The organism is Pseudomonas sp. FR229a (assembly GCF_030209115.1).
GTDB lineage: Bacteria > Pseudomonadota > Gammaproteobacteria > Pseudomonadales > Pseudomonadaceae > Aquipseudomonas > Aquipseudomonas moraviensis_A.
In genome coordinates, this window is sequence record NZ_JARVSP010000006.1 from 219,980 (window position 1) to 242,948 (window position 22,969).

Annotated in this window: 21 protein-coding genes and 2 pseudogenes; 10 read left to right on the top strand and 13 right to left on the bottom strand. The window is 60.9% G+C overall.

Going from position 1 to position 22,969, the window contains the following annotated elements:
* The first annotated feature begins 67 nt into the window (after positions 1–67).
* Complete coding sequence (gene queD, locus QRN33_RS05515; RefSeq protein WP_042609100.1) at positions 68–424, top strand: 6-carboxytetrahydropterin synthase QueD; 357 nt, start codon at positions 68–70, stop codon at positions 422–424.
* A 196-nt stretch (positions 425–620) separates the two neighbouring features.
* Positions 621–1,432: pseudogene (locus tag QRN33_RS05520) on the top strand (alpha/beta fold hydrolase).
* Here the strand turns inward: QRN33_RS05520 and QRN33_RS05525 are convergent.
* The gene (locus QRN33_RS05525) at positions 1,322–1,621 is read right to left on the bottom strand and encodes a molybdopterin-binding domain-containing protein (RefSeq protein ID WP_285407583.1); all 300 of its coding nucleotides are present in this window, start codon (positions 1,619–1,621) and stop codon (positions 1,322–1,324) included. The pseudogene QRN33_RS05520 and the gene QRN33_RS05525 overlap by 111 nt on opposite strands.
* A gap of 48 nt (positions 1,622–1,669) precedes the next feature.
* Here QRN33_RS05525 and codB point away from each other — a divergent pair, with 48 nt between their 5' ends.
* A complete protein-coding gene (gene codB, locus QRN33_RS05530) occupies positions 1,670–2,941 on the top strand; it encodes a cytosine permease (RefSeq protein WP_285407492.1) in 1,272 nt (423 codons plus the stop codon).
* Between the two features lie 14 nt (positions 2,942–2,955).
* Positions 2,956–4,191 (top strand): cytosine deaminase, encoded by a 1,236-nt coding sequence (gene codA / locus QRN33_RS05535; RefSeq protein WP_071172997.1) that lies wholly within the window; start codon positions 2,956–2,958, stop codon positions 4,189–4,191.
* A gap of 155 nt (positions 4,192–4,346) precedes the next feature.
* On the opposite strand, the gene QRN33_RS05540 is transcribed toward codA, so the two are convergent.
* Positions 4,347–5,327 (bottom strand): diaminopimelate epimerase, encoded by a 981-nt coding sequence (locus tag QRN33_RS05540; protein ID WP_285407496.1) that lies wholly within the window; start codon positions 5,325–5,327, stop codon positions 4,347–4,349.
* A gap of 242 nt (positions 5,328–5,569) precedes the next feature.
* Here QRN33_RS05540 and QRN33_RS05545 point away from each other — a divergent pair, with 242 nt between their 5' ends.
* Positions 5,570–6,721: an MFS transporter gene (locus QRN33_RS05545; RefSeq protein ID WP_042609095.1), complete on the top strand. Its 1,152-nt coding sequence runs from the start codon at positions 5,570–5,572 to the stop codon at positions 6,719–6,721.
* An 86-nt stretch (positions 6,722–6,807) separates the two neighbouring features.
* Here the strand turns inward: QRN33_RS05545 and QRN33_RS05550 are convergent, their stop codons facing one another.
* From QRN33_RS05550 to QRN33_RS05565, 4 genes are all read right to left on the bottom strand, one after another.
* The gene (locus tag QRN33_RS05550; RefSeq protein ID WP_285407499.1) at positions 6,808–9,234 is read right to left on the bottom strand and encodes a TonB-dependent siderophore receptor; all 2,427 of its coding nucleotides are present in this window, start codon (positions 9,232–9,234) and stop codon (positions 6,808–6,810) included.
* Positions 9,235–9,332: 98 nt separating this feature from the next.
* The gene (locus QRN33_RS05555; RefSeq protein WP_285407501.1) at positions 9,333–10,316 is read right to left on the bottom strand and encodes a FecR family protein; all 984 of its coding nucleotides are present in this window, start codon (positions 10,314–10,316) and stop codon (positions 9,333–9,335) included.
* Between the two features lie 40 nt (positions 10,317–10,356).
* Positions 10,357–10,848 (bottom strand): sigma-70 family RNA polymerase sigma factor, encoded by a 492-nt coding sequence (locus tag QRN33_RS05560; RefSeq protein WP_042609092.1) that lies wholly within the window; start codon positions 10,846–10,848, stop codon positions 10,357–10,359.
* A gap of 51 nt (positions 10,849–10,899) precedes the next feature.
* Entirely contained in the window at positions 10,900–12,042 is a 1,143-nt protein-coding gene (locus QRN33_RS05565) for an MFS transporter (protein ID WP_285407504.1), read from the bottom strand.
* A gap of 97 nt (positions 12,043–12,139) precedes the next feature.
* On the opposite strand from QRN33_RS05565, the gene QRN33_RS05570 reads away from it, so the two are divergent.
* From QRN33_RS05570 to QRN33_RS05580, 3 genes are all read left to right on the top strand, one after another.
* Positions 12,140–12,904, top strand: a complete 765-nt coding sequence (locus QRN33_RS05570) for an AraC family transcriptional regulator (RefSeq protein ID WP_285407506.1) — start codon at positions 12,140–12,142, stop codon at positions 12,902–12,904.
* Positions 12,905–13,001: 97 nt separating this feature from the next.
* A complete protein-coding gene (locus QRN33_RS05575) occupies positions 13,002–14,111 on the top strand; it encodes an HlyD family secretion protein (RefSeq protein WP_227972676.1) in 1,110 nt (369 codons plus the stop codon).
* Positions 14,108–15,700: a DHA2 family efflux MFS transporter permease subunit gene (locus QRN33_RS05580; RefSeq protein WP_064361397.1), complete on the top strand. Its 1,593-nt coding sequence runs from the start codon at positions 14,108–14,110 to the stop codon at positions 15,698–15,700. The genes QRN33_RS05575 and QRN33_RS05580 overlap by 4 nt, the downstream gene beginning before the upstream one ends.
* A 116-nt stretch (positions 15,701–15,816) precedes the next feature.
* Here the strand turns inward: QRN33_RS05580 and QRN33_RS05585 are convergent, their stop codons facing one another.
* A complete protein-coding gene (locus QRN33_RS05585) occupies positions 15,817–16,257 on the bottom strand; it encodes a carboxymuconolactone decarboxylase family protein (protein ID WP_042609087.1) in 441 nt (146 codons plus the stop codon).
* Positions 16,258–16,446: 189 nt separating this feature from the next.
* Between QRN33_RS05585 and QRN33_RS05590 the strand changes: the two genes are divergently transcribed.
* On the top strand, positions 16,447–16,779 hold the full coding sequence (locus QRN33_RS05590; RefSeq protein WP_042609086.1) for a hypothetical protein: 333 nt from the start codon (positions 16,447–16,449) through the stop codon (positions 16,777–16,779).
* A gap of 159 nt (positions 16,780–16,938) precedes the next feature.
* On the opposite strand, the gene QRN33_RS05595 is transcribed toward QRN33_RS05590, so the two are convergent.
* From QRN33_RS05595 to QRN33_RS05605, 3 genes are all read right to left on the bottom strand, one after another.
* A complete protein-coding gene (locus tag QRN33_RS05595) occupies positions 16,939–18,507 on the bottom strand; it encodes a sensor domain-containing diguanylate cyclase (protein WP_227972678.1) in 1,569 nt (522 codons plus the stop codon).
* A 174-nt stretch (positions 18,508–18,681) separates the two neighbouring features.
* A complete protein-coding gene (locus tag QRN33_RS05600) occupies positions 18,682–19,455 on the bottom strand; it encodes an aldolase (protein WP_285407511.1) in 774 nt (257 codons plus the stop codon).
* Between the two features lie 11 nt (positions 19,456–19,466).
* Positions 19,467–20,174 (bottom strand): haloacid dehalogenase type II, encoded by a 708-nt coding sequence (locus QRN33_RS05605; RefSeq protein ID WP_285407513.1) that lies wholly within the window; start codon positions 20,172–20,174, stop codon positions 19,467–19,469.
* A gap of 109 nt (positions 20,175–20,283) precedes the next feature.
* Between QRN33_RS05605 and QRN33_RS05610 the strand changes: the two genes are divergently transcribed.
* Positions 20,284–21,141, top strand: coding sequence for a LysR substrate-binding domain-containing protein (locus tag QRN33_RS05610; RefSeq protein WP_285407515.1), 858 nt, complete (start codon positions 20,284–20,286; stop codon positions 21,139–21,141).
* Positions 21,142–21,154: 13 nt separating this feature from the next.
* On the opposite strand, the gene QRN33_RS05615 is transcribed toward QRN33_RS05610, so the two are convergent.
* The 3 genes and pseudogenes from QRN33_RS05615 to QRN33_RS05625 all read right to left on the bottom strand — a co-directional run bounded on the left by QRN33_RS05615 (position 21,155) and on the right by QRN33_RS05625 (position 22,936).
* Positions 21,155–21,676: a hypothetical protein gene (locus QRN33_RS05615; RefSeq protein WP_285407517.1), complete on the bottom strand. Its 522-nt coding sequence runs from the start codon at positions 21,674–21,676 to the stop codon at positions 21,155–21,157.
* Positions 21,676–22,404 (bottom strand): alpha/beta fold hydrolase, encoded by a 729-nt coding sequence (locus QRN33_RS05620; protein WP_285407519.1) that lies wholly within the window; start codon positions 22,402–22,404, stop codon positions 21,676–21,678. Before QRN33_RS05620 ends, QRN33_RS05615 begins: the two co-directional genes overlap by 1 nt.
* A 4-nt stretch (positions 22,405–22,408) precedes the next feature.
* Positions 22,409–22,936 (bottom strand): annotated as a pseudogene (locus QRN33_RS05625) (PAAR domain-containing protein).
* Positions 22,937–22,969: the final 33 nt, after the last annotated feature.

Here is a 22,969-nt window from a genome sequence, read left to right on the forward strand (position 1 = left end):
AGCTGATAAACTCGCCGCCTGCCCGAATCGCTGCGGCGAACGCCATCTGAACAGAGCCGAAAATACCGTGGAAATCTTCAAAGAGTTTACCTTCGAATCCGCCCACCGCCTGCCCCACGTCCCGGACGGCCACAAGTGCGGACGCCTGCACGGTCACTCGTTCAAGGTCGCGCTGCACCTGAGCGGCGACCTCGATCCGCACACTGGCTGGATTCGCGATTTCTCCGAGATCAAAGCGTTCTTCAAGCCCCTGTACGAACGCCTCGATCACAACTACCTGAACGACATTCCCGGTCTGGAAAACCCGACCAGCGAAGTGCTGGCCAAATTCATCTGGAACGAGATGAAGCCGTTGCTGCCGGAACTCAGCGCGATCCGAATTCATGAGACGTGCACCAGCGGGTGCATTTATCGCGGGGAATAAGCACCACACATCTCCTGTGTAGGAGCTGCCGCAGGCTGCGATCTTTTGATCTTGGTTTTTACAATCAAAATCAAAAGATCGCAGCCTTCGGCAGCTCCTACAGGGGCATCGCGTTCCCTCAGGGAAATGGAGAACAGCCTTTACGGCTGTTTTTTTATGCCTATGCTTTTCGTTCTCCCGCCAAGAGGACAGACCCATGACGGAATGGCTGCTGGATCAGGTCTTTGACTTCAACGGGCATCAGGTGCGCTATACCGTGCGCGGTGACGGTCCGCCGCTGGTGTTCGTGCATGGCACACCGTTTTCGTCTTACGTATGGCACCGCATCGCCCCGCACTTTTTCGCCACGCACCGTGTGCACTACTTCGATCTGCTTGGTTACGGACAGTCCGCGCAGCCAGACGCCGACGTCTCCCTCGGCGTGCAGAACGAACTTCTGGCGCAACTGCTTGATCACTGGAATCTGCAAACTCCAGACGTGGTCGCCCATGATTTCGGCGGTGCCACGGTGTTGCGCGCGCACCTGCTCGACGGCAAGGATTACCGCAGTCTGACCCTGATCGACCCGGTCGCCTTGACGCCGTGGGGCTCGCCGTTTGTGCAGCATGTGCGTCAACACGAAGCAGCGTTCAGCGGCCTGCCCGATTACATCCAGCGCGCCATCGTGCCGACCTATATTAGGGCCCGATTCACCGCCAGATTGCCGATGAGCAACTGGCGCCGTATGTGCAGTCGTGGCTGGGCGATCCGGGCCAAGCGGCGTTCTACCGGCAGATTGCGCAGATGGACGAACGCTATACTCGCGAAGCCGAAAGTCTGTACCCGACGATACGCTGCCCGGTGCAGATTCTCTGGGGCGAAGAGGATCAGTGGATTCCCATCGAACGTGGCCGGGCCTTACAGCAGATGATTCCCGGGGCGCAATTTCACGCCATCGCCAATGCCGGCCACCTCGTCCAGGAAGATGCGCCCGAAGCCATCGTCGCCGCCCTGCTGCGCTTTCTCTGAATCACACACCTGCACCTGTAGGAGCTGCCGCAGGCTGCGATCTTTTGATCTTTGTTTTTTACAATCAAAATCAAAAGATCGCAGCCTTCGGCAGCTCCTACATTGGGCTTCGGTGTGGTCAGGTGCACCGTTTTCGCGCCTGACTTCGCCGTGTCGTCTATACATACCCAGCCCGACCGTGTTTGGCACGACCGCTGCAACCCTCCTGCGTCTTCCCCTTCCAGCAAGGACTGCCCCATGACGCAGAACGCCTCCGGCAACGATTACCCGCTCAGTGAAGTGCCGATGCACGCGCGCAAAGGCCTGGCCTCTACGGCGATGGTGTTACTGGGTTTCACGTTTTTCACCGCGACCATGTTTGCCGGCGGCAAGCTGGGGGTCGCGTTCGGTTTTGCCGAGATGATGGCGGTGATCATTGTCGGCAACCTGTTGCTCGGTCTGTACGCCGCGGGCCTGGGTTACATCGCCTTCAAGAGCGGCCTCAATTCGGTGCTGATGGGGCGGTTCTGTTTTGGCGAAGTCGGCAGCAAGCTCAGCGACCTGATCCTCGGTTTCACTCAGATCGGCTGGTACGCCTGGGGCACGGCGACGGCGGCGGTGGTGATCGGCAAATACTTCGATCTGAATGAGGCCACGGTGCTCGGCCTGATGGTGTTGTTCGGTCTGGGCTTCTGCGCCACGGCGTACATCGGTTATCGCGGACTGGAAATTCTCTCGTACATCGCGGTGCCGGCGATGATGTTGCTGCTGATGCTGTCGATGTGGGTAGCGACGGTGAAGGTCGGCGGTTTCGAGGGATTGCTCAGCGTAATGCCGACGGGCTCGCTGGACTGGTCGACAGCGATCACTCTGGTGTTCGGCACCTTCGTCAGCGGCGCAACCCAAGCCACCAACTGGACGCGATTTTCGCGCTCGGCAAAAGTGGCGGTGCTCGCCAGTCTGATCGGCTTTTTCATCGGCAACGGCCTGATGGTGCTGATCGGCGCATACGGCGCGATCGTCTATCAGCAGCCGGACGTGGTTGAAGTGCTGCTGTTGCAGGGCTTCGCCATGGCCGCGATGGCCATGCTCCTGCTGAACATCTGGAGCACGCAGGACAACACCATCTACAACTTCGCCGTGGCCGGCTGCAACCTGCTGCGTACCGGGCGGCGCAAAACCGTAACCCTCGGTGGTGCGGTGATTGGCACGCTGCTCGCCCTCCTCGGCATGTACGACATGCTGGTGCCGTACCTGATCCTGCTCGGCACGGTGATTCCGCCGATTGGCGGGGTGATCATGGCTGACTTCTTCTACCGCTGGCGCGGGCACTATCCGCGTCTGGCCGACGCACGGTTGCCGGCGTTCAACTGGCCGGGGCTCGGGGCCTATGGGGTGGGCACCGTCGCTGCGTTCAGCTCGCCATGGGTCGCGCCGCTGGTAGGGATCGCCGCTGCCGCGCTAACGTATGTCATCGTCACCGGTGTGCTCGGCGCCCGTCGCCTAAGCGCACCACTACAAGACCTATAAAAAGGATTCGCCTGATGCACATCATCAACGCCCGCCTGCGCAACCAGGAAGGCCTGCACGAATTGCACCTCGAAGACGGCCTGATCCACAGCATCGCTCGCCAGACCGAAGCGCCGACCCTCGGCCCGGATGACCTCGATGCCGGCGGCAATCTGGTGGTGCCGCCCTTCGTCGAGCCGCACATTCACCTCGACGCCACCCTTACCGCCGGCGAGCCGCGCTGGAACATGAGCGGCACGCTGTTCGAAGGCATCGAGTGCTGGGGCGAGCGCAAAGTCACGATCACCGAAGAAGACACCAAGACCCGCGCCAAGAAGACCATTCAGGCGCTGGCCGCCCACGGCATCCAGCATGTGCGCACCCACGTCGACGTCACTGACCCGCAACTCACTGCGCTCAAAGCCATGCTCGAAGTGCGCGAGGAAAGCCGCCACCTGATCGACCTGCAAATCGTCGCGTTCCCGCAGGAAGGCATCGAGTCGTTCCGCAACGGTCGCGAGCTGATGGAGGAAGCGATCCGCATGGGTGCCGATGTGGTCGGGGGCATTCCGCATTTCGAATACACCCGCGATCAGGGCGTCAGCTCGGTGAAGTTTCTGATGGACCTGGCCGAGCGCACCGGTTGCCTGGTCGACGTGCATTGCGACGAGACCGACGACCCGCATTCGCGCTTCCTTGAAGTGCTCGCCGAAGAAGCGCGCAGCCGCGACATGGGCGCCCGCGTCACCGCCAGTCACACCACGGCGATGGGCTCTTACGACAACGCCTACTGCGCCAAACTGTTCCGCCTGCTCGGCCATTCCGGGATCAGTTTTGTTTCCTGCCCGACTGAAAGCATCCACCTGCAGGGACGTTTCGACAATTTCCCGAAACGCCGCGGCGTCACCCGCGTCAACGAACTGCTCGAAGCCGGGATGAACGTGTGTTTCGGCCAGGATTCCATCGTCGATCCGTGGTACCCGCTGGGCAACGGCAACATCCTGCGCGTGCTTGAAGCGGGTCTGCACATCTGCCACATGCTCGGCTATCGCAACCTGCAAAGCGCGCTGGACCTGGTCACCGACAACAGCGCCAAAGCCATGCACCTGGGCGAGCGTTACGGCCTGGAACAGGGCCGCCCGGCGAACCTGCTGATTCTGTCGGCGGACAGCGATTACGAGGTGATCCGCAGCCAGGGCCTGCCGCTGTATTCGATTCGTGGCGGCAAGGTGTTGATGAAGCGGCAGATGCCGGTGGTGGAGTTCAGCTGAGAATTGCGCTGAGTCGAATGCAAATATTCCATTTGCCACAAACCCTGTAGGAGTGAGCCTGCTCGCGATAGCGTTCTTTCAGTCGATGGAAATGTGGCTGACACACCGCCATCGCGAGCAGGCTCACTCCTACAAGAGCATCGCTAGTGGCCGAATCAATCCATCAATCGCGCCGTGCCAAACAATCTCACCCGCCGCAATACGCCCTCCGAAACCTCAAGCAAAACCGGTGCAGTGCCGCCAGGCATGATCACTTGCACTTCCCCCGCCTCAACCCAACCCACCCGCCACGCCGCACACGCCACTGCGCTGGCACTGGTGCCGGATGACGCGGTCGGCCCCTCGCCGCGCTCGAACACCCGGGCAAGAATTTGCTGCGGTGACGCCAGCGCAGCCCATTGCAGATTGACGCCCGCCGGGCAGGGATTGCCGGCACCGGTGGGCATGGCATAGGCAATTGCGGTCAGCCGTTCGTTCAGGGGCGATTCACGCATCTGTTGGTTGCCCGGCAACGCGGCCGCATCGCTGAGCAGCGTTACGCAGTGCGGATTGCCGATGCGCACGAACTGGCTGTGGGTCCAGTCGGGATCGAGTTGTGCCAGGGGCCGGACATGACTGACGTCACGGTGATTGAAGTGAACGCTCTCAACTGACTGCGCCCCCACGGCTTGCGCGCCGAATCCGGGCTGACCGAGATCAAGCCAGAAGCCGCGCACGCCTTCGACCGCGGCCGGTTTCACCGAGGTTTCCAGCGCCTCACCCTTGTCATGATGAACGCGCAACACTGCACCCTGCGCCGGCATCGAGCCTTGCTCGGTCAGCGCCTGAGAAAAAATCGTCAGGCCGTTGCCACTGCGTTCGGCGAGGCTGCCGTCGGTGTTCACGATCAGCACATCGAACGGTGCACACGTCTGAAACGGGCCGATCAGCAGACCATCACTGCGGTGCGGTTTGCTGTTGGCCGGGCGCAGGCCTTCGGGCCAATGGCAGCACAGGGCGATGGCGGCTTTGCTCCATTGCTGCCGAGACGTGGCGCATTCGGCGGCGCTGACCGGCAAAGCAATCCCGGCCTCGCGCAAGGCTTGGGGCGAAACCACGGCGTAGATATTGCCGCGTGCGTCGTAGAAGCTGGTCATGCCTTGGTCCCGTATTCCATGCTGGCGAAAATCCAACTGTAAACCGCAATCCCCTGTAGGCGTGAGCCTGCTCGCGATAGCGGTGTGTCCGTTAAAAAATTGTCGACTGACACACCGCTATCGCGAGCAGGCTCACTCCACAGGGTAGGATGTTCACCGTTATGCCCCGAAGGCCTGAGATCGAACCTCAACGCCGTCAGAATGTCACTCGGGATGCAGTTGTTTTTTTGCCAAGGATCGATATGACCAGCCTCAACCCCCAAGACACGTTCGTCCCCGGACGCCTGGAACAGATGTCCACGCGCGTCGCTTTTTTCATCGCCGGCCTCGGCATCGCCGCGTGGGCGCCGCTGGTGCCGTACGCCAAGGCGCGGGCCGGGCTGGATGAGGGCACGCTGGGGTTATTGCTGTTGTGCCTGGGCGTCGGTTCGATTCTGGCGATGCCGCTGGCGGGAATTCTTGCCACGCGTTTTGGTTGCCGACGTGTGGCCACCGGCGGCACGTTGCTGATCTGCGCGGCACTGCCTTTGCTGGCGACGGTATCGTCGATCCCGGCGCTGATCGCCACGCTGTTCATGTTCGGTGCCGGCCTCGGCACGGTGGATTCGACGGTGAACCTGCAAGCCGTGATCGTCGAGCGCGCCAGCGGCAAGCACATGATGTCGGGCTTCCACGGCTTGTTCAGCCTCGGCGGCATTGTCGGTGCTGCGGGCGTCAGCGCATTGCTCGGCCTCGGCCTGACGCCGCTGGCGGCGATGCTGGTGGTGGTGGTTTTGCTGATCGGCGCCTTGCTCAAGTGCGTGCCGCACATGTTGCCCTACGGCAGTGAAAGCTCCGGCCCGGCCTTCGCCATTCCCCACGGCATCGTGCTGTTTATCGGCGGCATGTGCTTCATCGTGTTCCTCACCGAAGGCGCGGCGCTGGACTGGAGCGCCGTGTTCCTCGCCCAGGAACGCGGAATCGACACGGCGTACGCGGGAATGGGTTACGCAGCGTTCGCCCTGACCATGACCGTCGGACGTCTGCTGGGTGACCGCATCGTGCGTAAGCTGGGTGCCACGCGGATCATTCTGTTCGGCGGGCTGCTGGCGGCGGCGGGGTTGTTTCTCGCCACCTTCGCGCCGAGCTGGCAAGCGGCGCTGGTCGGTTACGCGCTGGTCGGCGCCGGTTGCTCGAACATCGTTCCAGTGCTGTATACGGCAGTGGGCAAGCAGACGGTGATGCCGGAAAGCATCGCGGTGCCGGCGATTACCACGCTCGGTTACGCAGGGATTCTCGCCGGGCCGGCGGTGATCGGTTTTGTCGCCCATGCCAGCAGCCTGAGTTTTGCCTTTGGGCTGATGGCGGTGTTGCTGGTCGCTGTGGCGATCGGCGGGAAAGTCCTGAAGGTCTAAAGCAAAAGATCGCAGCCTTCGGCAGCTCCTACAGGGCGAACATCCTGTAGGAGCTGCCGAAGGCTGCGATCTTTTGATCTTGTGTTTTAAAAACCGACGCTGGCCTGCACGAAGAACGTGCGCGGTGCGCCGACATACATCCCCGAGTTGTTGTCGCTGGAGCGGGTGAAGTACTGCTTGTCGAAGACGTTTTTCACCCCGGCGCCGAGCTTGAGGTTCGACACCTGCGGGCCGAAGTCATAGCCGCCGCGCACATTCCAGGTCACGTAACCCGGAATGTCGCCGTACTGCCCGTCCGCTGTGCCTTCGGTGATGTAGTTGCCATTGAAGCTGCCATCGGCATTCACTCCGGTGCCCGGCGAACGTTGTTTCGATTGGGCGAAGCCGTCGATGTTCCAGGTCCAGCGATTGATGTCGTAACGCAACCCGACAGTGGCCACCTGCCGCGAATAGAACGGCAGATCGCGGCCCTTGAAGCCGGGAATCTCGCCTTCATAGGTGGCGCGGGTGTAGGTGAAGCCGGCATTGGCGGTCAGGCCATCGAGGCGCGGGTCGAGTGCCGCCATGTCGTAGTGCACGGACGCTTCGATGCCCTGGTGCTTGGTGGCGCCGAGGTTGGTCCAGCCGACGTCGTTGCTGATGTATTGCAGCTCGTCGTCGAAGTCGATGTAGAAAAGCGTCACTTCGCCGCCCCAGACATCATCGTTGTAGCGCGTGCCGATCTCGTAGGTCTTGGCCTTTTCCGGCTCCAGACCGTTGGCGGTGCTGTCACCCGAACCGCCCTGGCCGAGCTGGAAATACTGCAGGCTGCCGAACGAGGTCTCGTAATTGGCGAACAGCTTCCAGGCGTCCGACAGGTGATACATCACGCTCAGCGCCGGCAGCGGTTCGTTGCTTTCGATGCTGCGGTTTTTTTCCGGGACCGGCCGGCCAGCGGTGTCGAGCACGGCGCGGTCATGCCAGTCGGTACTGATGTGTTCGAAGCGGATGCCCGGGGTGATGGTCCAGTTGCCGACGTCGATCTTGTTGTCGACGTACACCGAGTTGGCCTCGGTGCCACCGGTGCGATCCTGGAACACATGGCCGTCGGAGGTCGGTGTGACCACTGGCTGGTTGTTGACCAGCGCCAGACGGCTCGATTCTTCGTGCATTGCTTCTTTCAGATAGCGATAACCAACGCTGACTTCCTGGGTGGTCGGGCCGACATCGAACACCCGCGACACGCGCGGCTCGATGCCGAGGGTGTAATAGGAACGCGGGTACGAGCTGAGGGTGCGCTGATCGCGCGCGGCGATGGTACTGCCGCGAAAGCTGTCGGTGTAATAGGTGAGGATCTCCGCCTGAGTGCGCTCATCGATCTGGCGAATCCACTTGAACGACACGTCTTTGCGCCGGCCACTGAACTGATCGTAGTCACGCACCGATTGGTACGGCTTGTCGTCGTACTGACGCTGGGTCAGGCCACCGGGCATGTCGGCGCTGGCGTCGTAGTAGTGAAAATTGAGACTGAAATCATCCTGATCGGTCGGCGCCCAATGCGTCTTGAGCAGCACGTCGTCGATGTCATTGCCGTTGTTGCGTTCGCGATAGCCGTGGCCGTTGACGCCGGAGTACAACAGTGCGACGCCCATGCCGTTGTCGGCGGTGCCGCCGAGGAACGCCGTGTCGATGTGTTTCCAGCCGCCGTACTGCGTGGTCTCGAGGATGGTGCCGATTTCACCGGTGGTTTTTTCCGGAATCGCACGAGTCACGAAGTTGATTACGCCGCCGACGTTCTGCGGCCCGTAACGCACGGAACCGGCGCCCCGCACCACGTCGATGCTGTCGAGATTGCCCGAGGAGATCGGCGCCATCGACAGTTGCGGCTGGCCGTACGGGGCAAACGCCGCCGGCACGCCGTCGATCAGCACGGTCGAGCGTGGCGACAGACGCGAAGTCAGACCGCGCACGCCAACGTTGAGGGAAATATCGCTGCCGCCGGTGCCGTTGGAATCCTGTACCTGCACGCCGGGCACGCGCTTGAGCACGTCGCTGACGTTCATCGCACCCTGCTCGACCATCGCTTCGCGGCGAATCACCGTACGTGCGCCGGGATGGTTCTGCACCACCGCCGCATCGGCGTCACCGAGCCAGTCGCCGACCACTTTGATGTCGGTCACGCCGAGCTCCAGCGGGCCACTGCTGGCAGCCGAAGTGGCGGCCGGCGCGAGCGTCACCGAGCCATCGTTGATCTGATAATCGAGGCCGCTGCCCTGCAACAACTGGCGCAGCGCCTGCTCCGGCGAGAGGTCGCCGTCGACCGCTGGCGCCTGTTTGCCAGCCACCAGCTCAGGGCTGAAAAACACCTGCAGCGAGGTCTGCTGGCCCAGCTCGCTCAAGGCCTGGCCCAGCGGCTGCGCGCGGATATGAATGGCTTCGGCGGCAAACGCCAACGGCGTCGCCGTGTTGACCGCGAGCGCCAGCGCGAGTGGCAACCAAGGGGATTTTTTATTGTGGGTTATGGTGATGTTCACGTCGTACGGAGTCCTGTGGATCGCAAGAGTGTGCGGCTGTTAATGCAAACCAGTTGCAGTTGAACAGGAAGACGATGAACGGGAAAAAAACCTGAATGCTATCGGGAAATTATTTCCTGACTGCCATCGGCGAGGGTGCGCACGGTCACCGGCAGGATGCTCGGCAAGGCTTTGAGCAAGGCCTCGGTGTCGTCGGATTTGAACACGCTGGTCAGGCGCAGGCTGGCCACGTTCGGCTGAGTGACGGTGAGCGGCTTGTCGCGATAGCGTGATACTTCTGCCGCCACTTCGCTGAGGCTGGCGTTGTTGAACACCAGTTTGCCGTGGCGCCATGCAGTCAGTTCCGCCGGGTTGACCGGGTATGCCGGCAGGACTTTGCCTTGCGCATCGACCGAAGTGCCGAGGCCTGAGCTCAGGTTGATGAACTCGTTGTCCCGCGCATGACTTCCCTGCACTTTCACCGTGCCCTGCTCCACCGCCACACGGGTTTGCGTGGCCTCGCGGCGCACATCGAAACGTGTACCGGTGACCGTGACCTTGCCGCTACCGGCCTCGACGACAAACGGCCGCGAGGGGTCATGTGCAACGCTGAACATCGCCTCGCCTGCGCTCAACTCGATCACCCGTCGATCCTGCTCGTAGCGCACCTGCAGGCGGCTGCGACTGTTCAGATCAATCACCGAGCCATCCGGCAACGCCACATGTTTGCGCTCGCCCTGCGCCGTGGCGACCTCGGCGCGGTAACCGCCCGGATGGTTCAGTCCACTGAACAGGCCAAGTCCCAGCGCAACGGCCAGGACACTCGCGGCCACGGCATAACGCAACAACGGACGTCGTTCGCGGCGAGCTGGCGCAGTTTCAACAAGCGCTTGCAGACGCGACGTCGGCAGCCGATCAGCCGCCGCCCACAATCCTTGCAGCAGTTGGAATTCTTCGCGGTGTTGCGGATGCTCGTTCAGCCAGGCGTCGAAGCGCTGCTGTTGTTCGACGCTGACATCCGGCTCCTGCAAGCGCACGAACCAGCCTGCCGCCTCGTCACGCATCGCGGTTTGCCCACAGGCGCAATCACGAATCTCCATCATGGAATGTCCTGTCCGGGCGAAAATGAAAAGGTGCGAGCGCTCATGACTGCAACCCATCCAGCCGCTCGCGCAGATGGCGCAGGGTGCGGATCATATACTTTTCGACCATGTTCTTGGACAGCCCGAGGCGCTCGGCAATTTCTGCCTGCGTCAGGCCTTCGATCTTCTGCCAGACAAAGATCTTGCGACAGTTGAGCGGCAGCTCGGTGAGCGCGCGTTCGATGGAATCGGCCAACTGGATCGCGTGCATGTAGTGCTCCGGGTCGCCCGCTGATGACGCACTGTCATCGACCGCCTCCGACTCCATGGCGCCCCGCCGGTCCTCACGCCGGTAACCATCGACCGCGATATTGCGCGCGGTCTGGTGCAGATACGCGCGAGGCTGCTGCACCGCCGCCGAATCCGCCTCGAGCACCCGCACAAAGGTGTCGTGCGCCAGATCCTCGGCCTGCGCGCGATTGCGCAGGCGCCGAGTCCAGGTGCCGATCAACTCTTCGTAATGCTCGAAAAAGCCGGATCTGCGGGAGCGCATGGGGGATGGACGGCGTGGTGAGGAAAGGGGTGTGAATAGTAATGCTTCCTATTAAGCCCGGCAATTCATTCCTTTGCATGCAAACGCGCTCAGCAACAACGCTACACCATTGCACACGATCAGCGTTGCGCCCAACGCCTGAAGCCAACCGACAAGCATTAGTCCCGCGCCTATCAGCAAGTAATACATCAACCCCAGCAACGCCCCGGCAGTACCCAGCCGATCGGCGTAATCGACCAGCGCCAGGCCCAGAACGTTGGGAATGGCCATGCCGAATGCCAGCACGATCAACAGCATTGGCAGCAGGAACGCGGCGCTGTCTTGCAGTAACCAGACGCCAATGCCACCGGCCAGTCCGCACACCGCTGCGAGCCGGATCAATTGCAGCGCCGCGTACCCGGCCAGCAACAGACGCTTGTTGAACCACGCGCCAAGACCCGAACCCAGCGCGAGCAACACGCCGCTGTAGCCGAACCACTCCTCGCTCAAGCCCAAGCGCTGGAACATGAATGGCGCGAGGCTGTAGTAACTGAACAGCGCGACGTTGAATGACGCAACCCACAACGCTGAGCGCCAGATCCCGAGGTCGCGCAGCATGAGCCAGAGGGTTTCGGAAAGACGGATGTCCGGCGTCTGTTCCGGCCGCGACTCCGCCAGGCCGTACCAACTCCACAGCCACAAACAGGCCGCGAGCAGCACCAACGCGCCGAGCACACCGCGATACCCGAACACCTGCACCAGACTGGCACCGCTGAACAATCCAATCGCCGGGCTTGCGGCCAGTGCGATGCCCACCAGCGAGAAGACCTGCGCCAGTTCGGCACCCTTGAAGCGATCACGCAATACGGTTTGCGTGACCACCGAAGCCACCGCCGCGCCAAACGCTGCCAGCCCTTGAACCAACAGCAAAGCGTTGAAACTGCTGACCCCCAGGCCGACCAGCATGGCTACGGCATAAAGCGCCAGTCCCGCCAGCATCACCGGACGCCGTCCGAAGCGATCACACGCGCGGCCCCACGCAACTACGCCGAACGCAAATGCCAGAAAAAATACCGACAAGGATTGCGCGGCCGCTTGCGGACCGACAGCAAACGCTTGCCCCATGTCAGCCAAGGCCGGGCTGTACAGTGTTTGCGCGATTTGCGGGAACATCAGCAACCCGATCGCCAGCGCCAGAAAATTTCGGTTATTCATCCCTCACGACTCCTCTACGAAAGCAGAGAAGTTTAAGAACCAACCGTTGGCGTATTATCCAGACCCCGCCAATTTATCGCTGAAATCGGACAACCCCATGGCCTGGCTCGATGCCCATTCGACGTTTGATGCAGACAGTTTTGCCGCCCCGGTCATCGGCCTCGCCTCGACCCTGGGTGAACACGATTCCGGTATGCATCAGCATCGACGCGGGCAATTGCTGTACACCCGGCATGGCTGCATCCGGATTACCCTGGCGCAGCAGTTGTGCCTGTTGCCGCCGTCGCGGGCAGCATGGATTCCGGCTGGCGTCAGCCATCGCGCGGTGATGCAGCAGAGCGTCGATTATCGTTCGATCTACCTGGTCGATGATTTATGCGATGAGTTGCCGCATGAGGTCTGCGTCATTGAAGTCAGCCCCTTGCTGCGCGCGGTGCTCGAACCCATGGCGACGGCGGCGTTCGACACTGACTGGCGAACAGGCAAATTCGCCCACTTGCTCGGGCTGTGTCTGAGTGAAATCAATGACGCGGCGCAGCAACCGATGCTGTTGCCATTGCCTTGGGACAAACGAATTGCACCGCTGCTGGCGATGCCCGAACGCCTGCCACCCGCGCTGCATGTGCTGGAACAGCAGATCGGCGCCAGCAGCCGCACGATCGGGCGGATCTTCCAGCGCGAGACCGGCATGAGTTATCAGCAATGGCGTCAGCAGTGGCGCTTGATGCGCGCGATCGAACTGCTTGCCACTGGGCGAAGCCTGAGTTACTGCGCTTTTCAGTTGGGGTTTGCCAGCGACAGCGCGTTCATCGCCTTTTTCAAATCTATGACCGGCAGCACACCGGGCCAGTGGCTCAAGTAAGCAACTGACGATCAACCGCAGAAATAATTTGCCACGTAATATTACTCGCGTCATATTACAGCCGTAATAACGAACCGTTTCCTCAGGTACCGACGCCATGACCAGCATGCCCTCCCCCGACTCTGTTCCGGTCAAGACCCGGCCTCCCCTGTTCAAACGCCTGTTGATCGCCGGCAGCGTTTTGCTGGTGTTGATCCTGGCGGGCATGTACGCCTTGCACTGGTGGGGCGCCGGACGCTTTCTGGAGGAGACCGACGATGCCTACATCGGTGGCAACGTCACAGTGATCGGGCCGAAAGTGGCCGGTTATATCGAAGAGGTGCTGGTGGGCGACAACCAGTCGGTGAAGGCCGGCGATGTGTTGATCCGCCTCGATGCCCGGGACTATCGCGCCAATCTGGCCAAGGCCGAAGGCGCTGTGGCGGCGGAACAAGCGCTGCTGGCCAACCTCGACGCCACCGAGCAATTGCAGCACGCGGTGATCGGTCAGGCCCGCGCCGGTATCGACGCAGCAAGCGCGGAAACGGCGCGGTCACGGGATGACAACACACGCTACAAACGTCTGGTGAGCAGCAACGCAGTGTCGGTGGAAAGTGCGCAGCGCGCTGACGCCACGTTCAAGACCGCGCAAGCCCTGAGCGCCCGAGCGCAGGCCGAACTGCTCGCCGCGCAACGGCAACTGGCGGTGATCGAAACCCAAAAACAACAAGCCCGCGCCGCCCTGCAGCAGGCCCGCGCTGAACGTGATCTGGCCGAGTTGAACCTCGGTTACACCGAACTGCGCGCGCCGGTCGATGGGGTGATCGGCAATCGCCGCGCCAGGGTCGGCGCCTATGCCCAGGCCGGTTCGCAACAACTGTCGGTGGTGCCGGCCAGCGGTCTGTGGGTCGATGCCAATTTCAAGGAAGATCAACTGGCGCGGATGAAACCCGGGCAACGCGTGAGCATCCGCGCCGACGTGTTGTCCGGGCAGGAATTCCACGGCCATCTCGACAGCCTCGCCCCGGCGACCGGCTCACTGTTCAGCGTGTTGCCGCCGGAAAACGCCACCGGCAACTTCACTAAAATCGTTCAGCGCGTGCCGGTCAGAATCGTCCTTGATCCGGCCGATGGTGTGCTCGGTCACCTGCGCCCGGGTCTGTCGGTGACCGCTGAAGTCGACACCCGTGCCGAGCCGCAAACCTCCGCCGTGGCTGTTGCGCCATGAGCACCCGCCTCGCCGCTCCTGCGCAACCGTTCAACGCGGCAGACATGAGCACTGCGACCAAGGTGTTTGCCTTCGCCACCATGTGCATCGGCATGTTCATCGCCCTGCTGGATATCCAGATCGTCTCGGCGTCGCTGCGCGATATCGGCGGTGGCCTGTCCGCCGGCACCGACGAAACCGCATGGGTGCAGACCAGCTACCTGATCGCCGAAATCATCGTGATTCCGTTGTCGGGCTGGTTGTCGCGGGTGTTTTCCACGCGCTGGCTGTTCTGCGCCTCGGCAGTCGGTTTCACCCTCGCCAGTCTGCTCTGCGGCCTGGCCTGGAACATCCAGAGCATGATCGCCTTCCGCGCATTGCAAGGCTTTCTCGGCGGCTCGATGATTCCGCTGGTGTTCACCACCGCGTTCTTTTTCTTCACTGGCAAGCAACGGGTGATTGCCGCCGCGACCATCGGCGCGGTGGCTTCGCTGGCACCGACGCTGGGGCCGGTGATCGGTGGCTGGATTACTGACATTTCTTCCTGGCACTGGCTGTTCTATATCAATCTGGTGCCGGGGATTTTCGTCGCCGTGGCGGTGCCGATGCTGGTCAGGATCGATCAGCCGGAACTGTCGCTGCTCAAGGGGGCGGACTACCTGAGCATGGTCTTTCTCGCGCTGTTCCTCGGTTGCCTGGAATACACCCTCGAAGAAGGCCCGCGCTGGAACTGGTTCAGCGACCAGACGATCCTCACCACCGCGTGGATCAGCGGCCTGGCCGGGCTGGCCTTCATCGGCCGCACTCTGCATGTAGCCAATCCGATCGTCGATCTGCGCGCCTTGAAAGACCGCAATTTCGCCCTCGGCTGCTTCTTTTCCTTCGTCACCGGCATCGGCCTGTTCGCGACGATCTACCTGACGCCGCTGTTTCTCGGCCGCGTGCGCGGCTACAGCGCGCTGGACATTGGTATGGCGGTTTTCTCCACCGGGGTGTTCCAGATTCTGGCGATTCCGCTGTATGCCTTTCTGGCCAATCGCATAGATCTGCGCTGGATCATGATGCTCGGCCTGGGCCTGTTTGCCTTGTCGATGTGGGAGTTCAGCCCGATCACCCACGACTGGGGCGCCGGGGAATTGATGCTTCCGCAAGCACTGCGCGGGATTGCCCAGCAACTGGCGGTGCCGCCCGCGGTGACGTTGACGTTGGGTGGACTGGCACCGGCGCGACTCAAGCACGCGTCAGGGTTGTTCAACCTGATGCGCAACCTCGGCGGTGCGATTGGCATCGCGGCCTGCGCGACGATTCTCAATGACCGCACCAACCTGCATTTCACCCGGTTGGCCGAGCATTTGAACAGCAGCAATGAGGCGATGAATCAGTGGCTGTCGCAGGTCGGCGGCAACTTCGCCCATCTCGGCCAGAGCGGCGATGTCGGCGTCACTGCCAGCCTGCGCCAGTTGTGGCTGGTGACGTATCGCGAGGCGCAGACGCAGACCTATGGCGATACGTTTCTGATGATCATGGTCTGCTTCATCATCGCCACGGCGATGGTGCCCTTGATGCGCAAGGTGCAACCACCGGCCGCGCCGACTTCACAAGCACATTGAAGATTCCCTTGTAGGAGTGAGCCTGCTCGCGATAGCGGTGTGGCAGGTAGCAAACATGGTGACTGACATACTGCTATCGCGAGCAGGCTCACTCCTACAGGGGATGTGCGTTGGAGTTAAGCCTGCGGCAGTTTGCGGAAGCCCACCGCCAGGCGATTCCAGCCGTTGATGGTGTTGATTGCCACGGTCAGGTCAACCAGTTCCTTCGGCGAGAATTGCGCAGCCACCACGTCATAGTCTTCGTCGGGTGCGTGGGTCAGGCTCAGTTGGGTCAGGGATTCGGTCCACAGCAGCGCGGCACGTTCGCGCTCGCTGAAGAACGGCGCTTCGCGCCATGCCGTCACGGCGAACAGGCGGCGCGGGGTTTCGCCATCCTTGATGGCGTCGGCGGTGTGCATGTCGATGCAGAAGGCGCAGCCGTTGATCTGTGAGGCACGCAGCTTGACCAGTTCGATCAGGCTCTTTTCCAGCGGCAGCTTCGAGACGGCATTTTCCAGCGCCATCATCGCTTTCAGGGCATCGGGGGAAGCGGTGTAGAAATCGGCACGAGGTTGCATGGTAGGCTCCGGGGTAGCGATTGAATGTGTGGCTACGTTAGTCCCCGGGGGTGGTTCGGCAAATAGCCAATATTGCAGAAGAACGGTAGGCCACTCGGCGCGGCAACTGACCGCTCGTCACTCGACCGGCACCAAGGCTTGGGCGCGCGAGACCAATATCAGGTAATCCCCTTTATCAGGAGACGTACCATGATGACGCGCAAATTCACTTCGTTGTTGTTGGCCGGCCTGCTCGCCACGGCATCTGCCGCCAGCTTCGCCGCCAATGACAGCACCGACGCGACGGGCACCAAGTCCGGCGGCCCCACCAGCTCGACCATGCCGCCAGACAACACCCCGGGCTCACCATCGGGCAGCACCGGCTCCGGCACCAATAACGGCACCGGCACGGGCACTGGTTCGAGCATGGGCACCGGCACGGGCACCAATGGCGGCGCCAGCGGCTCCGGTTCCGGCGCGGGTGGCGGCACCGGTTCGGCCGGCGGCGGCACAGGTGGCGCGGGCGGTGGCACGGGCGGCTGAACGAACAAGAGCCATCCCAGATAGTCCTGAATACATCAGGACCATTGTGGGAGCGAGGCTGCTCGCGAAAGTGGTGTATCAGTCAACAAATAGGGTGACTGACATGCCCTCTTCGCGAGCAGGCTCGCTCCCACTTTCTGTTTATGTGAATTTAAAAAATCAGCGATCCGAACGCATCAGCTCGGCAAAACCTTCTTCCGGCGCAAACACCGCCGCCCGATTTCTTCCGGCATTTTTCGCCTGATACAACGCCGCGTCCGCACGCTGGATAAACACCTGCGGGCTGTCATTGCCATGGGGAATAAATGAATAACAGCCCAGGCTCACAGTGAGATAACCGGTCGGTGAACCACTGTGAATGATGTGCTTGTCGATCACGCTGCGGCGTATCTGCCCGGCGATTGCCAGTGCCCCATTGATATCGGTGTCCGGCAACAGCACCGCGAACTCTTCACCACCGTAACGCACCGCCAGATCCGACTTGCGCTGGCAGCAGGTCTTCACCACTTGCGCCACTTGCGCCAGGCATTGATCGCCGGCGACATGGCCGTAAGCGTCGTTGTAGCGCTTGAAGAAATCGATATCCAGCATGATCAGGCTGACCGGACTCACCTGGCGCGCGCCACGGGCAAATTCGATGTCCAGCGAACGCTCGAACAAGCGTCGATTAGCCAGTCCGGTGAGGCTGTCGTGGGTGGCGATCTGCTCCAGCGCCAGTTGCGCCTTGCGCAGGTTTTTCTCGATGCGCTCACCATCGCGCACCTGATGAATGAACACCCAGCCGAACAGGCCAACCCCGAGAATCACCAGCGCGACAATCACGCTGGACTGGAATGCGCGGTCGTGCCAGCCCTGCAGAATGGTGTCTTGCGAAGTCGCGGCGGAGACCACCAGCGGATACGAGGCGAGCTGTCGATAGCCATACAAGCGGGTCACGCCATCGACCACTGAATTGAGCATCGCCGTGCCCGCGTTAGCGTTGGGCAACAGGGTTTGATAGATCTCGCCGTGGGCTACCGAGGTATTGATCAGCGACTCATCGAAAGGCCGTCGCGCCAGCAAGGTGCCGTCGGTCAACGCCATGAACATGATGCCGCTGTCATCAAGGCTGAAACTTTTGAAGAACTGATCGAAGTACGACATGCGGATGCCGGCCATCAGCACGCCCTGAAAATTGCCAACTTGGTCGTTGACGCGTCTGGAGATCGGGATGATCCACTCGCCATTTTCACGGCTGCGAATCGCCGGGCCGATGTGCGCCACGGTCGAGGCATTCTGCTGATGGAACTTGAAATATTCGCGATCGGCCACGCCGTTGCCACGGGGCAGATTGGCGAACGAAGTGATGACCCACTGCCCCTCGCGATCAAACAGAAAGATGCCGTGCAACTGATCCAGCTGCTGCGCGCGGCGGGCGAAGATCCTTTGTAATCGAGGACGCTGCACCGCTCCGTAACCGTCATCCTGAATCCAGTCGACCAGGCTGGTCATCACCAGATCCGCTGCCCGCACGGTGTCTTCAGCCTGCTGGGCCATGGCCCGGGTCAGGTTGCCCGACGCCATCTTCGCCACCGCCAGATCCTGCCGCCGCGACTGCTCCAGTTGCAGATACAACAAGCCGCACAGGCACAGGCTCACCGCAACGATGAACAGCACCGCCGCTTTGCGTAGCGGCAGGCGCTTGAGCGTGCCGGGGGCTTGATGCGGATCGTGAATGGGGATTGGCAAAAGCATGTCCTGGGCAGGTACGACAGGGGCGCGAGCCCGAAACCCTTGTGTTCGTGAGCGTAGCCCACCGGGATGCACGGAGCAAACGCCCGCCTCCCGCCCAGTTATCGGCGCCTCGCGAGTTTGGATGATCGCTTTTCGTCGATTTATTTGCGATTGCTTCTTTCCGGTTAATCAGTTGTGCAGGGCCAGCCGCCGCATCGCGCTGCTCAGGTGCGCGCGAGCACTTTGCGCATCGCCTTCACGCATTTGCTCGCTGGCGCGCTGCGCTATGGCATGCGGCACCGGTTTCAATTCGCGCTGAGTCGCCATGGCCAGCAGTTGCACCTGCGCGGCGCGTTCCAGGTAATACAGATCATCCCAGGCTTCGGCGATAGTCGGCGCGGCAACGATCACACCGTGGTTTTTCAGAAAAAGAATATCGGCGTCGCCCATGACGCTGGCGATGCGGTTGCCTTCGGATGCGTCCAGCGCGAGGCCGTGGTAATCCTCGTCCACCGCCGTGCGTCCGTAGAACTTCAGCGCGGTCTGCCCCAACCACAGCAGCGGCGGGCCTTGCAGCAGGCATAACGCCGTGGCGTATGGCATGTGCGTGTGGAACGCGACTTTTACCCGTGGCAACTGTTTGTGCAGGCGCGCGTGGATGTAGAACGCCGTGGCTTCGGGCTCGCCCTCGCCAGCGACCACGTTGCCGGCGAAGTCGCAGACCAGCAGATTCTGCGCGGTCACTTCCGAGAAAGCGTAGCCATAGGGATTGACCAGAAACAGATCATCATGCCCCGGCAGCATCGCCGAAAAGTGATTGCAGATGCCCTCCTCCAGGCCATGCAAAGCCGCCAGTTGAAAGCATGCGGCGAGTTCGTTGCGAGCCGTGCTGATCGCCTCGGTTTCGAGGTTCGGTGTCGATGCTGGTCTGGTTTTGGCTGTGCCGCTCAAGGTGTGCGCCATGGCAGTTCTCCTTAGGTCCAGCCGAGAGATTTGAACAGCGGCAGCACTTGATCGAGGCTCGGCAAAATCGCGTCGGGGCGATAGTCCGGCAACAGCTGGCGGCCCGTGCCGCGATCAATCCACACGCAACGAAAACCCATGTCCCGCGCCGCTGTGTGATCGAGCATGGGGCTGGCGCAGATGTGCACCACTTCATCCCTTGTCACGCCCAATTGCTGATGAGCGTAGTCGAACAGCCGCGGCGCCGGTTTGTAGGCACCGGCCTGTTGCGCGGTGATCACCCGGTCGATATGAACACCGAGTTGCGCGACGTTGCCAGCGATGATGTCGTCGTCGGTGTTGGACACAATGCACAGCTTGAAACCCATCGCCTTGAGTTGCGCGAGGGTGTCGAGCACTTCGGCAAAGGGCGGCATGTTCGGAATCGCCGCCGCCAGACGCTGACTGTCTTCCGGCAAGCTCGGCAAGCCAAGTTCTTCCAGAGCCAGTTGCAGACCGAGGGTGCTCAATTCGCGGAAGGAACGGTGCGGCGGGGTTTGTTCGAGGCGGTGCTCGTGACGGTCGTAGACTTCAATCAGCTTATCGGCATCGATTGCGTGCTCGCCCTTCTCGCCGAGGATTTTTTCGACAACGGCTTTCAGTCCTTCGTCCCACTGAATCAGCGTGCCGTAGCAATCGAAGGTCAGCCATTGCGGGCGTGGCGTGTTGTTCAAGGTCATCGGTCAATTCCTCCAGAGTCAGGACTTCAGCTTATGAGCGCACGGTGATAGTGTGAAATTAAATAAACACGCGATCATCATTCGCAAAACCACTATCAGGACCGTTGCCATGCTGGATCTGGAACTGCTGAAAACCTTCGTCTGTGTGGTCGACGAAGGCAGCTTCACCCGCGCCGCCGAGCGTGTGCACCGCACGCAATCAACGGTCAGCCAGCAGGTGCGCAAACTCGAAGATCTGGTCGGCCACCCGCTGCTGTTGCGTGACCGAAGCGGATTGAACGTTGCCGTCACCGAGCACGGCGAATTGCTGATCCACTACGCGCGTCGATTGCTGGCGCTGTCCGCCGAAGCCAGTCAAGCACTGGCCAGCGATGTCGACCTCGAAGTGCTGCGCATCGGCATGCCGGAAGACTTCGATGCGCGGCGCATGGCACTGATCCTCGCCGGCTTCACCCGCAGCCACCCGCAAGCGCGCCTGGAAACCATCAGTGGCATGAGCCTCGACCTGCGCCAACGCCTCGATGCCGGCGACATCGACATCGCCCTGATCAAACGCAAACCCGATAGCGGCCCGGCATGGGCGACCTGGCCGGAGCGACTGGTGTGGGTCAAAAGCCCCGGGTTCGATACCTCCAGGGGCGTGCTGCCGCTGGCGCTGTTTCCCCAAGGTTGCCTGTATCGACAACGGGCGATTCGTTTACTCGATGTGGCGCAACGACCGTGGCGGGTGGCGTTCGGCAGTCATAGCCTGACCGGGATTCAAGCGGCGGTGGCGTCCGGGCTGGGAGTTTCGGTGCTGCCGGTTTCGGCGGTTTTGCCGGAGCATGAGGTGTGTATGGACTTGCCGAAATTGGCGCCGACGGAACTGGCGCTGGTTAGTCGTGAAGGGGTTTTGAGCGGGTTGCAGCGGGGGTTGGTGGAGTTTTTGCGTGGGGAATTGGGGGTGGATGCGGGGGGATTTGCGTGAGTCCCCCCGAGGGTTATTGGGGTTTGTTGATTTCCCGGAGCAGGTCGGCGGTGGGGATGTTCATGGTGTTTGAAAAGTAGGTTTTGTAGCCAAAGGCAGTGACAAATAGTTTGCAGGGAATCTGGCTTTTGTTGGAGAGAAGGTTGTTTAGCTCCGTTGTAGATAGGTGACGTTCTGAACTACGGCTGCTGGAGGTTTCAACGAGAAACGCGCTGGTGAGATAAGAAAATTTCCCTCCGTTTAGCGGTTCCCCGTCAGACTCAATCAAACCTACCGCGGAAAACTGCATCGCTTTCTCAATGGAGAAATCATGATCGTCCCCCAACGCACACGTCAGAAAACCTGCAATCATCCCTTTTCCCTGTCCTTTATCAAACAGGTTCAGGACATCCACATCCGATTGGTATCGGATGTCATATAAAAGCGTCCTCTCTCGTTTCACGGACACGAAACTCAAGTTCGCTGAAGGCTTTGAATGGTCTTTAGCACATCCGGAGCAAACAATGAGCAATACACAGATGATCAATCTGGACATCAAGAAAACTCCTTCATGATCGAAGCCAACAACAAATCGCTCGCCGAATTGCCACCGGAAATAGGCGCGTCAAACAGCTCTAGCGCATTTGCATGACTGGTATCGACGTTTACGTTCAAAGAAGGCCCACAAGAAACAATCCACTTCTCACCAAAGTCAGCTACACCATCTGATGAATTTCTATTGGTAGGTGTCGCTTTGATGTTGATCCATTCGACAGCGACTGGGTCAGGTCGCTGGCGATATATGTCTGAGCCGATCCAGACAAGAGCACCTTCGCCAACCGGATCCAAAGTAATCAGCATCTGCATTCTGTATCCCCAATCCGACATGAGTTTCGTCAGATGCGCACCGTTCCATCCACCCAGGCTATGTCCGACGATGTATATAGGGCAACTCTTGTACGGAATCAGGCTAAGAACATATCGCTGGATGTCTTGCTTCCCTCTGACTTCGTTATAACCCAGCCACTCTGAGCGATATCTACCTTTGGCGCTCAGCGACTCATTGCGTTTATCAAATGCAGCCCGGGCGGCCAAAATGTTTCCATAAGGCCCAGAAAAGTAATAACTCTCCTTATCCCCAGCCCCACCAATAAAAAGCACAATCGCCTTGGTACTTTCCACCGGCACAGGCTTGGCACTCACATCCTTCTTGTCGGTCAGCAAATGTTCCTTATGCAGCTTGTAAGTGTTGCCCTTCGCGCACGTTACCGTCTCAGCCGTCATTGACTCACTCCTCCAGAAACAGCTTGATTGTTTCAGGCAGGTGCGAACTGACCTCATGGGTAAATCCGGCGGCATCAGACACGCCGTGCTACATGCTCCCGTCGGCGCGCTGGATCATGTAGGGGTGATCGGGCATCGGTTCACCGGTCACATCGTTGACCAGTTTCAACTTGTCGGTGAAGTGCACCGGCATCGGCAGCAGACCACTGAACGGCGCCGCGACCACAGTGTCGCCAATGATCACCGTGCCTGAACCGCCGATGACGACATTACCGTGGCCACCGGTGCTGTCCAGCGTCGCCGCGTTCAGGCTATTGATGAACACGGTGCCGGATACAGCGCCGCTGATCGCGCTGCCGCAAGCGGACTTGTCGGTCATGCGTGCAGCCGCCAGACCGTCGAAATTCACGTTCGGCGAGCCGCTGACGATCGGGTTGGTGCCGTGTCCTGGCAATGGACAGGCGGTGGGGTCGGTGACGCGGGCAGCGGGTTTTCCGCTCATGAACAGCTCCTTGCAATGTGTCGTGCAGATCCTTTGAGGCGCGCAGCATGCGCGAATTTGCCA

Coding starts and splice junctions, on each gene's coding strand:
- codA (WP_071172997.1), top strand. CDS start 2,956: ATGCACATCATCAACGCCCGCCTGCGCAACCAGGAAGGCCTGCACGAA.
- QRN33_RS05545 (WP_042609095.1), top strand. CDS start 5,570: ATGACCAGCCTCAACCCCCAAGACACGTTCGTCCCCGGACGCCTGGAA.
- QRN33_RS05590 (WP_042609086.1), top strand. CDS start 16,447: ATGATGACGCGCAAATTCACTTCGTTGTTGTTGGCCGGCCTGCTCGCC.
- QRN33_RS05610 (WP_285407515.1), top strand. CDS start 20,284: ATGCTGGATCTGGAACTGCTGAAAACCTTCGTCTGTGTGGTCGACGAA.
- QRN33_RS05615 (WP_285407517.1), bottom strand. CDS start 21,676: ATGTCCAGATTGATCATCTGTGTATTGCTCATTGTTTGCTCCGGATGT.
- codB (WP_285407492.1), top strand. CDS start 1,670: ATGACGCAGAACGCCTCCGGCAACGATTACCCGCTCAGTGAAGTGCCG.
- QRN33_RS05605 (WP_285407513.1), bottom strand. CDS start 20,174: ATGACCTTGAACAACACGCCACGCCCGCAATGGCTGACCTTCGATTGC.
- QRN33_RS05560 (WP_042609092.1), bottom strand. CDS start 10,848: ATGCGCTCCCGCAGATCCGGCTTTTTCGAGCATTACGAAGAGTTGATC.
- QRN33_RS05620 (WP_285407519.1), bottom strand. CDS start 22,404: ATGACGGCTGAGACGGTAACGTGCGCGAAGGGCAACACTTACAAGCTG.
- QRN33_RS05580 (WP_064361397.1), top strand. CDS start 14,108: ATGAGCACCCGCCTCGCCGCTCCTGCGCAACCGTTCAACGCGGCAGAC.
- QRN33_RS05575 (WP_227972676.1), top strand. CDS start 13,002: ATGACCAGCATGCCCTCCCCCGACTCTGTTCCGGTCAAGACCCGGCCT.
- QRN33_RS05555 (WP_285407501.1), bottom strand. CDS start 10,316: ATGATGGAGATTCGTGATTGCGCCTGTGGGCAAACCGCGATGCGTGAC.
- QRN33_RS05565 (WP_285407504.1), bottom strand. CDS start 12,042: ATGAATAACCGAAATTTTCTGGCGCTGGCGATCGGGTTGCTGATGTTC.
- QRN33_RS05585 (WP_042609087.1), bottom strand. CDS start 16,257: ATGCAACCTCGTGCCGATTTCTACACCGCTTCCCCCGATGCCCTGAAA.
- QRN33_RS05600 (WP_285407511.1), bottom strand. CDS start 19,455: ATGGCGCACACCTTGAGCGGCACAGCCAAAACCAGACCAGCATCGACA.
- QRN33_RS05540 (WP_285407496.1), bottom strand. CDS start 5,327: ATGACCAGCTTCTACGACGCACGCGGCAATATCTACGCCGTGGTTTCG.
- QRN33_RS05570 (WP_285407506.1), top strand. CDS start 12,140: ATGGCCTGGCTCGATGCCCATTCGACGTTTGATGCAGACAGTTTTGCC.